Here is a 13728-nt window from a genome sequence, read left to right on the forward strand (position 1 = left end):
ACCCGTACGGGCCCCTCGCCTACGGGAAGGGTCCTTCCGCACCATGCGCACCCGCATGCTCGCCCTGACATCCGCCGTCTGCGGCGCCGCGCTCCTCGGAGCGGCGGCGCCGCCCGCGTCCGCGTCCGCTTCCGGGTCCGCTTCCGGCTCCGCGCAGGAGCCGGAAGCGGACGCGGGTGTCGTGACCGCCGCCGAACTGCTCGCCGAGGTCCGCGCCTGTTCCCGGATCTCGAAAGGCAGGTACCGCACCGACAGCGGCAGCGCGAAGGCCACGGTCCCGGTCTGCGGCACGCGGGACGCCGTGTTCTGGAAGGCGGACATGGACATCGACTGCGACGGCCGGAAGACCAGGGCGTGCAACCGGAAGACCGATCCGTACTTCCTGCCGGAGACCGCGTTCCAGAGCTCCCGCGGCGAACCCCTCGACTCCGCCGCCCTGCCCCATGTGGTCGTACCGGGCCCGAGCAAGGTCTGGGACTACCGGAAGTCGGGGCTCACCGGCGGCAGCGTCGTGGCGGTCGTGTACCGGGACCGGGTGCGGTACGGCGTGATCGGCGACACCGGCCCCACGGGCATCATCGGCGAGGCGTCGTACGCGATGGCGAAGTCGCTGGGCATCGACCCCGACCCGTCGACCGGAGGCGCCGAGTCCGGCGTCACCTACATCGCGTTCAAGAACTCCCGCATCTCCCCGATCGAGAGCCGCGCGCGGGCGCAGAGCCGGGGAGCGGCCCTGGCCCGGGAGTTCGTCGGGCGCTCGTAGCCCGCCCGTGGCCGGGCCTTCCCGGAGGGATGCTCAGAGTGCGGTCAGGACGCGCGGGCCCTCGTTCGTGATCGCCACCGTGTGCTCGGCGTGCGAGGCCCGGCTGCCGTCCGTCGTCCGCAGCGTCCAGCCGTCCCGGTCGTGGCGGAACTCGTCGAGGCCTCCGGCGAGCAGCATCGGCTCGATCGCCAGGACCATGCCGTGCCGCAGCACCATGCCGCGCCCCGGCCGTCCCTCGTTCGGCACCGAGGGGTCCTCGTGCATGGACCGGCCGATGCCGTGGCCGCCGTAACCCTCCAGGATGCCGTAGCCCGCGTCGCGGCAGACCGTGCCGATGGCGTGGGCGATGTCGCCGATCCGGTTGCCGGCCACGGCCGCGGTGATCCCGGCGGCCAGGGCCTCGTTCGCGGTGGCGATGAGCCGGGTGTCCTCCGGGCGGGCCTCGCCCACCGTGAAGCTGATCGCCGAGTCGCCGGCCCAGCCGTCGAGGAGGGCGCCCGCGTCCACGCTGACCAGGTCCCCGTCCCGCAGCGGCTCGGCGGACGGGATGCCGTGCACGACCGCGTCGTTGACCGAGACGCAGATGACGGCCGGGAACGGGGTGGGCGCGAAGTGCGGCTTGTAGTTCAGGAAGGGGGAGGCGGCTCCGGCCTTGCTCAGCACCTCGCGGGCGGCCTCGTCCAGCCGGCGGGGGGTCACGCCGACCGCCGCCACCTCCCGCGCCCGGGTGAGGATCTGCGCGACGACCCGGCCGGCCTCGCGCATCGCGTCGATCTGTGTGTCTGTCTTGATGTGCACCATGCCCATTACTATACCGGTCGGAGCGGTATAGTAATGACGGTATAGAAATGGCATCCCGTAGTAGGATGGGTCCATGGTCCGCACCCCTCTCACCCCCGAAGAGCGCCTGCGCGGCGAACGGCTCGGCGCACTGCTCCGCGCGGCGCGCGGGGAGCGCAGCATGGCCGCCGTCGCCGCGAGCGCCGGAATCTCCGCGGAGACCCTCCGGAAGATCGAGACCGGCCGCGCGCCCACGCCCGCCTTCTTCACCGTGGCGGCCCTCGCCGGCGCGCTGGGTCTCTCGCTGGACGAGATCCTCGGCAGCTGCGCGGCGGAACCGGCCGTGGCGCCGGCTCCGGTCCCTGCTGCGGTGCCGCTGATCGCGTAGCGGCTCGGCGGCCGGAACGGGCAGGGCGTAGGGTCACGCCCGTGACTCTCCAGGACTTCGCGCGCAGCGAGTACGTCAGCCTGACCACGTACCGGAAGAACGGCACACCCGTCGCCACGCCCGTCTGGGCCGCCGCCGAGGGGGACGTGCTGTACGTCTGGACCCGCTCCGACTCGTGGAAGGTGAAGCGGCTCCGCAACAACGGCAAGGTCCTCGTCACCGTCTGCGACGTACGCGGCAGGATCGCCGAAGGAGCCCCCAGCGCGGAGGGCGAGGCCCGGCTCCTCGACGAGGACGGCACCCGGGCGGCGCGCAAGCTCCTGGCCCGCAAGTACACCTGGAAGTTCTGGCTCGTCGACTGGCCGGCCACCGTCGCCCGGCTCGGCAAGCGGCCGCACACCGGGATCGCCATCACCTTCTGAGTGCCGGGGCGCGCCCCGGCGGCCGTGCTCCCGCCGCAGCGCGCCCGAAAGCTGCGCGTAGCCGCCCTGTAACACGGCTGCGGTCGAATGCCTCCGGACTGGAAGGCTCCAGTCGACGGTCGGCGGTCGGCGAGGGCGACGATGACGGTGCATCAGCAGGCGTACGAAGTAGGGGCGTTCGCGGAATACCTGCGGGATCTGGTGGCGCGCCTGGACCCCGGGCGGGGATGGTACGGGATCTTCGCCCGGCGCGACCCCGCGGGTATGCGGTCCTGCCTCGACGGGGTGGAGATCCCGCCCTGGGACGTCGTGGAGTCGCTGCTCGCGGACCTCGCGGCCCTGCACGGCGCCCGGTTCGCCGAGCAGGTCTCGGTCCGCGCCGCCGCGCTCTACTCCGCGTCCGCCGCCGCCCACGACCGGCGCCCCGGCGGGCGCCAGGAGCTCGTCCACCGGCTGGAGTTGATGGTCCGCGAGCAGCACCGGGCGGCGGAGCGCCTGCGCGGGTCGGGACCCGGCGGCCCGGACCCGGCCGAACCGGACGCCCTGGCCTGGGCCCGCGACGACCACGAACGGGCCTCCGCCCGCTGCGCGGAGCTCCGCAAGCGGCTGGCGGCGGTGGCGGCCCCCGAGGGCTGGTTGCGGTCGGAGGACGGCGAGGGGCAGCGCGCGGGGGTGGACGGGGCTTCAGTCTCCGGGTCCGCCGGGGCGGGCAGAGTTCCGCGGCCGCGCGCCGGGGCCGGGGGCGCGATGGGCGGGCGCCCGCACGGCCGGGGTACGGGGGCCGAGGGTGAACCGGCGTGGGCCGATGACCCGGCCCGGGACGGCCCCGCCGAGACTTTTGCCCCGGAGCCCCCCAGGGGCTGGGGCCCCGAGGCTTCCGAGGCCCGAGCCCGCCTGGCCGCCGGGCCCTACGCGGGCACTGAGCCGTCCGGGCCTGCCGAGCCTTCATGGGCCACCGAGCCCCACGGGGCGCCCGAGTCCCCCAGGCACCCGGACGCCTCCACCCCCACCCCCCGCCGCAAGAAACCCCGCGGCGCCCGGTTCGCCGGGCTGGAGGTCGACGACGAAGAGGCAGCCGGATACGCCCCCTCGCCGCTGCCCGGCCCGCCCGTACCCGATCGCTCCGGCGCACCCGCCCCACGCGGCGCCCGCTTCGGCGGTGCGGCGGCGGAGGCGGAGGGCCACGGAGGCCGAGGAGGCCAGGGGGGTCACGCGGGCCGGGGCCGGGGACGCGCCGGGCGGGACCGGCCGGGGGACGGGGCTGCGGATCCGGTCGCCCCGGATCCGGCCGCCGGGCAGGCCGTCACCGGGGCCGTGGCCCAACTGGTCCGGCTGCGCGCCGAGGGCCGCAGCGGTGAGGCGCACGTCGTGCTCTGCGAGGTCGCGGCCTGGCCCGCGCCCCGGCTGCCGCTGCTCGCCCTCGCCCTGCACCGCGCCGGCCTCGCCGCCGACTGGACGACCCTGCTCTGGGAGGTGTCCTCGCTCCCGCCCGCCGGATTCGCCGCCGCGGCGGGTGCGCTGGCGGCTGCCGGGCGCGAGGCGGACTGCGGCCTGCTTCTGCGCCAGGGGGTGGCCCGGCCCGCCGCCGAGGTGGCCGATGCGGCGCTCGCCCTGGACGGCGCTGGCCGTGACGACCGGGCGCGGGACCTGCTCGGCGCCTTCGTCCGCGTACGGACTCCGCAGGAAGCCGCCGAGCTTGCCCTGTCCGGCGGGACCCGGTTGCTCCCGCTCCTCCTGGGGGCGGCCCGTGAGGTGTCGGGGGAGGCCGAGTGGGACCTGGTCCACGCGCTGCGGGTGGCGGGTGTCCCGGGGGTCTGAGGCCGCCGGAACACCGTCGAAGATCGAAGCGTGTCCGTTGTGGACCGGTCGGGTGCGAAACATGATCGACTCCGCCGGTTCACGGCGATGGTCTTGCCCCGCCGGACGGAGGGGCTTACGTTCTCCATCCATGCACCGATCTACGTGCGTAGAGAACGCGTGCAGGCTCTCTGACGCCGCGTCGAAGGAGCAGCTCATGTCCCACGTCGTACGCGCCGCACTCGTCCAGGCGACCTGGACCGGCGACACCGAATCGATGATTGCCAAGCACGAGGAGCACGCGCGCGAGGCCGCCCGGCAGGGGGCGAAGATCATCGGCTTCCAGGAGGTGTTCAACGCCCCCTACTTCTGCCAGGTCCAGGAGCCCGAGCACTACCGCTGGGCCGAGCCGGTCCCCGACGGGCCGACCGTCAGGCGTATGCAGGACCTGGCCCGGGAGACCGGCATGGTCATCGTCGTCCCGGTCTTCGAGATCGAGCAGTCCGGCTTCTACTACAACACCGCGGCCGTGATCGACGCCGACGGCTCCTACCTCGGCAAGTACCGCAAGCACCACATCCCGCAGGTCAAGGGGTTCTGGGAGAAGTACTACTTCAAGCCCGGCAACGCCGGCTGGCCGGTCTTCGACACCGCCGTCGGCAAGGTCGGCGTCTACATCTGCTACGACCGGCACTTCCCTGAGGGCTGGCGGCAACTCGGACTCGGCGGAGCCCAGTTGGTGTACAACCCGTCGGCCACCTCGCGGGGACTCTCCAGCCACCTCTGGCAGTTGGAGCAGCCCGCCTCCGCCGTCGCCAACGAGTACTTCGTCGCCGCGATCAACCGCGTCGGCCGCGAGGAGTACGGCGACAACGACTTCTACGGCACGAGCTACTTCGTCGACCCGCGCGGCCAGTTCGTCGGGGAGGTCGCCAGCGACAAGGAGGAGGAACTCGTCGTCCGCGACCTGGACTTCGACCTGATCGAGGAGGTCCGCACCCAGTGGGCCTTCTACCGGGACCGACGGCCCGACGCCTACGACGGGCTGGTGGACCCGTGAGCGGACTGTACGAGCGCCATCTCGCCGTCAGTCCCGAGTGGCTGGCCCTCTACTACCGCCACCCCATCGAACTCACCCACGGTGAGGGCCGCCACGTCTGGGACGCCGACGGCAACCGCTACCTCGACTTCTTCGGCGGCATCCTCACCACCATGACCGCCCACGCCCTGCCCGAGGTGACCAAGGCGGTCGCCGAGCAGGCCGGGCGGATCATCCACTCCTCCACGCTCTACCTCAACCGCCCCATGGTGGAGATGGCCGAGCGGATCGCCACCCTCTCCGGCATCCCCGACGCCCGGGTCTTCTTCACCACCTCCGGCACCGAGGCCAACGACACGGCCCTCCTGCTCGCCACCGCGTACCGCAGGTCCAACCAGATCCTCGCGATGCGCAACAGCTACCACGGCCGGTCGTTCTCCACCGTCTCGATCACCGGCAACCAGGCCTGGTCGCCCACGAGTCTGTCCCCGCTCCAGACGCTGTACGTCCACGGCGGCGTCCGCACCCGGGGGCCGTACGCCGAGTTGAGCGACGAGGCGTTCATCCGGGCCTGCGTCGCCGATCTGGAGGATCTCCTCGGGCACACCCGCAACCCGGCGGCCCTGATCGCCGAACCCATCCAGGGCGTCGGCGGGTTCACCTCCCCGCCCGACGGGCTGTTCGCCGCGTTCCGCGAAGTGCTGGACCAGCACGGGGTGTTGTGGATCTCCGACGAGGTGCAGACGGGCTGGGGCCGGACCGGTGAGCACTTCTGGGGCTGGCAGGCGCACGCCGAGAACGGGCCGCCGGACATCCTCACCTTCGCCAAGGGCATCGGCAACGGCATGTCGGTCGGGGGAGTGGTGGCCCGCGCCGAGGTGATGAACTGCCTCGACGCCAACTCCATCTCCACCTTCGGTGGTTCACCGGTCACCATGGCTGCCTCGCTCGCCAACCTCTCGTACCTCCTGGAACACGACCTCCAGGGCAACGCCCGGCGCGTCGGCGGACTCCTCATCGAGCGGCTGCGGTCCGTCGCCGCCGCTTCCCCCGCCGTACGCGAAGTGCGCGGCCGGGGCCTGATGATCGGCATCGAACTGGCGAAGCCCGGCACCGACGAGGCCGACCCGGAGGCCGCCGCAGCCGTCCTGGAAGCGGCCCGCGCGGGCGGGCTCCTCATCGGCAAGGGCGGCGGCCACAACACCAGCGTGCTCCGCATCGCCCCGCCGCTGACCCTGACCGTCGCCGAGGCCGAGGAAGGCGCGGCGATCCTCGCGGACGCCCTGCACGCGGCGGGCTGACCTCCGCCCACCACGGCCCCGTACGCCCACCGAACCACGCGGGGCCGCCCCGGCCGAACACCTCCAGGACCGGCCGGGGCGCCCCGAGTTGAGGAGACCCCATGAGTCGCACCGTCATCCACGGCGGCCTGGTCATCACCGCGTCCGACGAGATCCACGCCGACGTGCTCGTCGAGGGCGGCCGGATCGTCGCGCTCGCCGCCCACGGAACCGACGCCGCCGAGAGCTGGAGCGCCGACCGGCGGATCGACGCGACGGGCAAGTACGTCATCCCGGGCGGCGTCGACGGCCACACCCACATGGAGATGCCGTTCGGTGGAACGTACGCCGCCGACACCTTCGAGACCGGCACCCGCGCCGCAGCCTGGGGCGGCACGACCACCATCGTCGACTTCGCCATCCAGAGCGTGGGCAAGTCCCTGCGTGAAGGGCTCGACACCTGGTACGCCAAGGCCGACGGCAACTGCGCCATCGACTACGCCTTCCACATGATCCTCGCGGACGTGAACCCGTCCTCGCTCAAGGAGATGGACCGCCTCGTCGCCGAAGGCGTCACCTCCTTCAAGCTGTTCATGGCGTATCCGGGGGTCTTCTACAGCGACGACGGCCAGATCCTGCGCGCCATGCAACAGGCCTCCGGCAACGGCGGGTTGATCATGATGCACGCGGAGAACGGGATCGCCATCGACGTCCTGGTCGAGCAGGCCCTCGCCGCCGGGCATACCGACCCCCGCTACCACGGCGACGTCCGCAAGGTCGCCCTGGAGGCCGAGGCCACCCACCGCGCCGTCCAGCTCGCCCGGGTCGCGGGATCCCCCCTCTACGTCGTCCACGTCTCCGCCGACGAGGCCGTGGAGGAGATCGCCGCCGCCCGCCACAAGGGCCTCCCCGTCTTCGGCGAGACCTGCCCGCAGTACCTGTTCCTCTCCACCGACAACCTCGCCGAGCCCGACTTCGAGGGCGCCAAATACGTCTGCTCCACCCCGCTGCGCCCCAAGGAACACCAGGAAACCCTGTGGCGGGGCCTGCGCAACGACGAACTCCAGGTCGTCTCCACCGACCACTGCCCCTTCTGCTTCTCCGGGCAGAAGGAGATGGGCCGCGGCGACTTCTCCAAGATCCCCAACGGCATGCCCGGCGTCGAACACCGCATGGACCTGCTGCACCAGGCGGTCGTGGACGGACACATCACCCGCCGCCGCTGGATCGAGATCGCCTGCGCCTCCCCGGCCCGGATGTTCGGCCTCTACCCGAAGAAGGGCACCATCGCGCCGGGGGCCGACGCCGACATCGTCATCTACGACCCGGAAGCCGAACAGACCCTCTCCGCCGAGACCCACCACATGAACGTCGACTACTCGGCGTACGAGGGCAAACGCATCACCGGTCAGGTCGAGACCGTCCTCTCCCGCGGCGAAGTCGTCATCGACGGGCGGAAGTTCACCGGCCGCGCCGGACACGGCAGCTACACCCCCCGCGCCACCTGTCAGTACCTCGACTAGGAGATCCCGCCATGGACTTCGGCCTCGTCCTCCAGACGGACCCGCCCGCCTCCGCCGTCGTCGGCCTGATGCGGCGCGCCGAACGCAACGGGTTCCGCTACGGCTGGACCTTCGATTCGGCGGTGCTCTGGCAGGAGCCGTTCGTCATCTACAGCCGCATCCTGGAGCACACGGAGAAGCTGATCGTGGGCCCGATGGTCACCAACCCGGGCACCCGCACCTGGGAGGTCACCGCCTCCACCTTCGCCACCCTCAACGACATGTACGGCAACCGCACCGTCTGCGGCATCGGGCGCGGCGACTCCGCGATGCGCGTCGCGGGCCGCCGCCCCAACACCCTGGCCCGCCTCGGCGAGGCCACCGACGTCATCCGGGACCTCGCCGAGGGCCGGGAGGCGACGGTCGACGGGCAGCCGGTGCGGATCCCCTGGGTGAAGGACGGGCGACTGCCGGTGTGGATGGCGGCGTACGGGCCCAAGGCCCTGGCGCTGGCCGGGCAGAAGGCCGACGGCTTCATCCTCCAGCTCGCCGACCCCTTCCTCACCGAGTGGATGATCAAAGCGGTACGGGACGCGGCGGCCGAGGCCGGACGCGACCCCGACTCCGTCACCATCTGCGTCGCGGCCCCCGCCTACGTCGGCGACGACCTCGACCACGCCCGGGAGCAGTGCCGCTGGTTCGGCGGGATGGTCGGCAACCACGTCGCCGACCTGGTCGCCCGCTACGGCGAACACTCGGGCATGGTGCCGGACGAGCTGACCGCGTACATCGCAGGACGCTCCGGCTACGACTACAGCCACCACGGCCGCACCGGAAACCCGGACACCGCCTTCGTCCCCGACGAGATCGTCGACCGGTTCTGCCTCCTCGGGCCCGCCGAGGCGCACATCGAGAAGCTGCGCCATCTCAAGGACCTCGGCGTCGACCAGTTCGCCGTCTACAACATGCACGACGCCCGCGAGGCGACCATCGATGCTTACGGGGCCGAGATCATCCCCGCACTGACCGACTGAGCCTCGCCTCCACCTTCCGCTGCCCGTCCGTACACGTGCCCCGGCCGTCCGCGCGCCCCATCCGCACACGCGCCCCGCCCGCACGCGCCCCGCCCGCACGCGCCCCGCCCGCATCGCCCCGCACGGCACCGCTCCCGAGCGAAGGGCTCCACCGCCATGACCGCCACCGTCCCGCCCACCCCGCCCCCGGACGCGATACCCGCGCCCGCCGCCACGTCCGGCCGCGTCGAACTCGCCCCCGGACAGCTCCCCGACGACCCCCGCTTCGCCAACGACGACCTGCTGCCCGTCCCCGTGGAGCGGCGCACCTGGACGACGTACAACTTCGCGGCCCTGTGGATCGGGATGGCCCACAACATCCCGTCCTGGTTGCTCGCCTCCGGTCTGGTGGCGCTCGGCATGGACTGGAAACAGGCCGTGTTCACCATCGCGCTCGCCAATGTGATCGTGTTGGCCCCGATGCTGCTGACCGGCCACGCCGGGCCCAAGTACGGCATCCCCTTCCCCGTGCTGGCCCGCGCCTCCTTCGGGCTGCGCGGCGCCAATCTGCCCGCCCTGATCCGGGCCGCCGTCGCCTGCGCGTGGTTCGGCATCCAGACCTGGATCGGCGGCGTCGGCATCTTCACGCTGCTCGGCAAGATCTTCGGCGGCTGGGCCGGCGCGGCGGAGATCGGCGGGCAGCCCTGGACGCTCTGGCTCTGCTTCGTCCTCTTCTGGGCCCTCGAACTGGCCATCATCTACCGGGGGATGGACACCCTGCGCCGCTTCGAGAACTGGGCGGCACCCTTCGTCCTGGTCGGCGCGGTCGTACTGCTCGTCTGGGTCGCGGGCAAGGCGGGCGGGTTCGGTCCGCTGCTGGACCAGCCGTCCGCACTCGGCTGGGGCGCCGACTTCTGGCCGGTCTTCTTCCCCTCGCTGATGGGCATGATCGCCTTCTGGTCGACGCTCTCCCTCAACATCCCCGACTTCACCCGCTTCGGCGCGGGCCAACGCGCCCCGATCCGGGGCCAGTCGCTAGGTCTTCCGACCACGATGACGTTCTTCGCCCTGCTCTCCGTCTTCGTCACCTCCGGGTCGCAGGCGGTGTACGGGGTGGCCCTCTGGGACCCGGTCCAGCTCGTCGCCCGAACGGACAACGTCTTCGGTCTCGTCTTCGGTCTGGTCACCGTGCTGATCGCGACGGTCTCCGTGAACATCGCGGCGAACGTGGTCTCACCCGCGTACGACCTGGCGAACCTCGCGCCGAAGCTCATCAGCTTCCGGACCGGAGCGTTGGTCACGGGCGTGATCGGGGTCGTCATCATGCCGTGGAAGCTCACCGAGACGCCCGAGCTGTACATCTTCACCTGGCTCGGCCTGGTCGGCGGCCTGCTCGGCACGGTCGCGGGCATCCTGATCGCCGACTACTGGATCGTCCGCCGCACGGTCCTCGACCTCCCCGACCTCTACCGGCCGGGCGGCCGGTACTGGTACCGGAGCGGTTGGAACTGGCGGGCGGTGGTGGCCTTCGCGGCCGGCGGTGTCCTCGCGGTGGGCGGTTCGCACTCGGCCCCCGGGAAGGGCCCGTTCCCCGCCGACGGCCTGATCCCGTTCCTCAAGCCGCTGGCCGATTACGGCTGGGCGGTCGGGCTCGCCTCCTCGCTGCTGCTGTACGTGGCGCTGACGCGGCGGTCGACGACCCGGCCGGTCACACCGGCTTGACGCTGCGACCCAGCAGAGCCGTGACGTCCACCGTCTCGCCCGCCGAGGGAGTGGCCGTGGGCACCGGCCGGTCGAAGCCGGAGAAGTCCACGGTCCCTTCCCCGTCCGCGTTCCGCACGGTGATCCGCACCGGGTACGGGGTGCCCTCGGCGGCGACATAGGCCGTCAGGCGCTCACCGCCCTCGGCCCGGGTCACCGGGACGGTCGGCGCGCCGTTCACGTCGGTCTTCGCGCCCTTCGTCAGCGTGTCGACGTCGGCGGTGCCGACGTTGTCCGTGAGCAGCTCGCGGAACGTGTCGAGGTCGCAGACCTCGGTCACCTCCAGCAGCCGGGGGTCGTCGGCGGAGGCCTTCATGTAGCGGCCGTCGAGGATCGCGTCGAAGGTGGAACCGCCGATCGGCACATGGTTTTTCCAGAAGGCGGCGTCCGGCTTCAGCCAGACGTCGTCGCCGCGTTTCACGATCTCCACCGAACCGTCGTCGCCCATGTCCACCCCGCCCGCGCAGTTCCCCTCGCGGTCCAGCGTGAGGTCGATGCTCATGTTCTCCCCGGTCCCGTCGATGCTGCCGCGTGCGCTCAGATGCAGGGACCGGACGTCGACCAGGGCGTCGCGGGCGCGTTCGGCGATCTCTTCGGCGGGGAGCGTGTCGATGTCGTCGTCAGCCTGCGCGAGGGTGCCACCCGTCACGGTGAGAGCGACGGCCGCCGCACCTGCGGCCGCCCGGGCGGCCCATCGGTGTCCGCTCACGTCGCCTCCTCAAAAAGGCCCCGGTCAGGGCGTACGAACCAGGATGACCGGCACATTCGAGCGTACGCCGGGAAAGGGGGCGCCGCCCGGCACACGTACGGAGAGTGAAGCGCCACGGTGTTTTCGACCACGGAGCGTGGGCAAAGCTGCGGTGATCCCGCCCGGGGTCACGTACGCACGCAGCATGGAGGAGACCATCGATGAACCTGCTCACGGGGACGAGGCGCAAGGGCGGCAGGGCCGTGGGGAAGCGCTCCCGGTCCGTCCTGCGGGCGCTCGCCGCCACGGCGACGGTGGCCGCACTGGCGGTTTCCGTCACGTCGGCGACCGCGAGCGCCGCCCCGGCCGCGATTCCGCCCGGACTGTCCTGCGACACCGGCAAGCACGCCATCGACGAGTACACGGGCTTCGCGCTCTGTCGTAACAACGGCAGCCAGACGCAGACCTTCTGGGTCCATCTGGTCTGCGGCTGGGCCCCGGACGTCGACGGCAACCACGTCACTCTGAGGCCCGGCGAGTCCGGCCAGTCCACCGCCCACTGCGGGAAGATCGGCACCGGAATCGGCGAGATCCACGTACGCCCCTGATGCCGGGGCTGTGAGATCCGGCAGCATCTGCTGCAGCGGCAATACCCGCAACGGCCCGGACGGCCCGAACGGTTGAGCGTGCCGCCTCCTCTCGTTACCCTCCAGTAAGGAGATGTGGGCGCAGCCGGGACGACCGGCCGGCCCCGCGACACGAGGGAGGCGGCACGCCCATGTCCTCAGCGGAGCCCACCGAAGCGGAGCCGACCGAAGCGGGACCCACCGAGCAGACCGGCCCGGCCGTACGGGAGCCCGGTCGCGCCCCCCGTCCGGCGGCCCCCGTCCCGTCGCCGCTCCCCGGACTCGCGGAGAGTGCCCGCCTGCTCGCCGACGCCACCACCACCTCCACCGCACTCGTGGCCGACGCCCTCGCCCGGATCGAGGCCACCCAGCCCACCCTCAACGCCTTCCGGCACCTGCGGGCCCAAGCCGCGCTCGCCGAGGCCGCGGAGGCCGACCGCAGGCTCGCGGCGGGGGAGCGGCTGCCGCTCCTGGGCGTGCCCGTCGCCGTCAAGGACGACACCGATGTGGCGGGCCTGCCCACGCACTTCGGCTGCGACGGCGAGCGGCCCCCGGCCGCGTCCGACAGCGAGGCGGTCCGCCGGCTGCGCGCCGCCGGAGCCGTCGTCGTCGGCAAGACCAACTCCTGCGAACTGGGCCAGTGGCCCTTCACCGAGGGAACCGCCTTCGGCGCCACCCGCAACCCGTGGAACACCGCGCACACCCCGGGCGGCTCGTCCGGCGGTTCGGCCGCCGCTGTCGCCGCCGGGCTCGTCCCCGCCGCCCTCGGGTCGGACGGCGCCGGCTCCGTGCGCATCCCCGCCGCGTGGACGCACCTCGTCGGCATCAAACCGCAGCGCGGGCGCATCTCGGTCCACCCGCACAGCGACGCCTTCCAGGGGCTCACCGTGAACGGCCCCCTCGCCCGAACGGTCGCCGACGCCGCGCTGCTCCTCGACGCCGTCGCCGGAGCCCACCCCGAGGACTTCCACCGCCCGCCCGCCGTGCGCGCCGCCGACGCAGCCCGTCGCGAGCCGGGCCGCCTGCGCATCGCGCTCGCCTGGCGTCCCCCGCTCACCCTCACCGGCGCCGGACCGGACCCGGAGGTGCGCCGGGCCGTCACCGCGCTCGCCGACACCCTCGCCCGGCTCGGCCACCACGTCGAGGAGGCCCGCCCCCGGTACGGGCTGATCGGCCTCGCCTTCGTGCCCCGCGCCACCGTGGGCATCGCCGAATTCGCCGCCCGGCACCCCGAACCGGCCCTGCTCGACCCGCGCACCCGCAGCGCCCTGCGCACCGGTACGCGGCTGGGCGGCCGGGTGGTACGGGCCGCCCGCGCCCGCGAAGTACGCCAGCACCGCAGGATCGGCGCCCTCTTCGACACCTCCGGGTTCGACGTGCTCCTCACCCCGACCACGGCCGCGCCGCCGCCCCGGATCGGCAGGTTCGACGACCTGAGCGCCTGGCGCACCGACGTCGCGATGGCCGCCGCCTGCCCCTACGCCTGGCCGTGGAACGTCCTCGGCTGGCCCGGGGTGAACGTCCCGGCCGGCTTCACCCGCTCCGGCCTCCCGGTCGGGGCCCAGCTGCTCGGCCCCTCCCGCAGCGAGGAGCGGCTGATCGCGCTCGCCGCCCAACTGGAGGACGACCGGCGCTGGTTCGAGCACCGGCCGCCGGTCTGACAGATGAC

At 72.7% G+C, this 13728-nt stretch carries 13 protein-coding genes; 11 read left to right on the forward strand and 2 right to left on the reverse strand.

Annotated elements, in window-relative coordinates; all coding sequences use genetic code 11:
• The first annotated feature begins 43 nt into the window (after positions 1-43).
• On the forward strand, positions 44-763 hold the full coding sequence (locus tag WQO_RS29095; RefSeq protein ID WP_010064061.1) for a glycoside hydrolase family 75 protein: 720 nt from the start codon (positions 44-46) through the stop codon (positions 761-763).
• A 33-nt stretch (positions 764-796) separates the two neighbouring features.
• Here the strand turns inward: WQO_RS29095 and map are convergent, their stop codons facing one another.
• Positions 797-1564 carry a type I methionyl aminopeptidase gene (gene map, locus WQO_RS29100; RefSeq protein WP_029182685.1) on the reverse strand — a complete coding sequence of 256 codons (768 nt, stop codon included), beginning with the start codon at positions 1562-1564 and terminating at the stop codon, positions 797-799.
• A gap of 73 nt (positions 1565-1637) precedes the next feature.
• Between map and WQO_RS29105 the strand changes: the two genes are divergently transcribed.
• The 8 genes from WQO_RS29105 to WQO_RS29140 all read left to right on the forward strand — a co-directional run bounded on the left by WQO_RS29105 (position 1638) and on the right by WQO_RS29140 (position 10706).
• Complete coding sequence (locus tag WQO_RS29105) at positions 1638-1931, forward strand: helix-turn-helix domain-containing protein (protein ID WP_010064058.1); 294 nt, start codon at positions 1638-1640, stop codon at positions 1929-1931.
• Between the two features lie 41 nt (positions 1932-1972).
• On the forward strand, positions 1973-2353 hold the full coding sequence (locus WQO_RS29110; RefSeq protein ID WP_010064057.1) for a PPOX class F420-dependent oxidoreductase: 381 nt from the start codon (positions 1973-1975) through the stop codon (positions 2351-2353).
• Positions 2354-2494: 141 nt separating this feature from the next.
• A complete protein-coding gene (locus WQO_RS29115; protein ID WP_010064056.1) occupies positions 2495-4171 on the forward strand; it encodes a hypothetical protein in 1677 nt (558 codons plus the stop codon).
• A gap of 196 nt (positions 4172-4367) precedes the next feature.
• On the forward strand, positions 4368-5210 hold the full coding sequence (locus WQO_RS29120; protein ID WP_010064055.1) for a nitrilase-related carbon-nitrogen hydrolase: 843 nt from the start codon (positions 4368-4370) through the stop codon (positions 5208-5210).
• Positions 5207-6490 (forward strand): aspartate aminotransferase family protein, encoded by a 1284-nt coding sequence (locus WQO_RS29125; RefSeq protein ID WP_010064054.1) that lies wholly within the window; start codon positions 5207-5209, stop codon positions 6488-6490. The genes WQO_RS29120 and WQO_RS29125 overlap by 4 nt, the downstream gene beginning before the upstream one ends.
• Positions 6491-6591: 101 nt before the next feature.
• Positions 6592-7992 carry a dihydropyrimidinase gene (hydA, locus tag WQO_RS29130; protein ID WP_010064052.1) on the forward strand — a complete coding sequence of 467 codons (1401 nt, stop codon included), beginning with the start codon at positions 6592-6594 and terminating at the stop codon, positions 7990-7992.
• An 11-nt stretch (positions 7993-8003) separates the two neighbouring features.
• Positions 8004-9005 (forward strand): TIGR03842 family LLM class F420-dependent oxidoreductase, encoded by a 1002-nt coding sequence (locus WQO_RS29135; RefSeq protein WP_010064050.1) that lies wholly within the window; start codon positions 8004-8006, stop codon positions 9003-9005.
• Positions 9006-9161: 156 nt separating this feature from the next.
• Positions 9162-10706: an NCS1 family nucleobase:cation symporter-1 gene (locus tag WQO_RS29140; protein ID WP_010064049.1), complete on the forward strand. Its 1545-nt coding sequence runs from the start codon at positions 9162-9164 to the stop codon at positions 10704-10706.
• Here WQO_RS29140 and WQO_RS29145 read toward each other — a convergent pair.
• Positions 10693-11454 carry a LolA-like protein gene (locus tag WQO_RS29145; RefSeq protein WP_010064048.1) on the reverse strand — a complete coding sequence of 254 codons (762 nt, stop codon included), beginning with the start codon at positions 11452-11454 and terminating at the stop codon, positions 10693-10695. The genes WQO_RS29140 and WQO_RS29145 overlap by 14 nt on opposite strands.
• Positions 11455-11654: 200 nt before the next feature.
• On the opposite strand from WQO_RS29145, the gene WQO_RS29150 reads away from it, so the two are divergent.
• Together WQO_RS29150 and WQO_RS29155 are read left to right on the forward strand one after the other, a co-directional pair.
• Positions 11655-12041, forward strand: a complete 387-nt coding sequence (locus tag WQO_RS29150) for a hypothetical protein (protein WP_010064047.1) — start codon at positions 11655-11657, stop codon at positions 12039-12041.
• A 170-nt stretch (positions 12042-12211) separates the two neighbouring features.
• On the forward strand, positions 12212-13720 hold the full coding sequence (locus WQO_RS29155; RefSeq protein WP_058954137.1) for an amidase: 1509 nt from the start codon (positions 12212-12214) through the stop codon (positions 13718-13720).
• Positions 13721-13728 lie beyond the last annotated feature (8 nt).

Origin of the sequence: Streptomyces globisporus C-1027, from assembly GCF_000261345.2 — a bacterium.
Classification (GTDB): Bacteria; Actinomycetota; Actinomycetes; order Streptomycetales; family Streptomycetaceae; genus Streptomyces; species Streptomyces pakalii.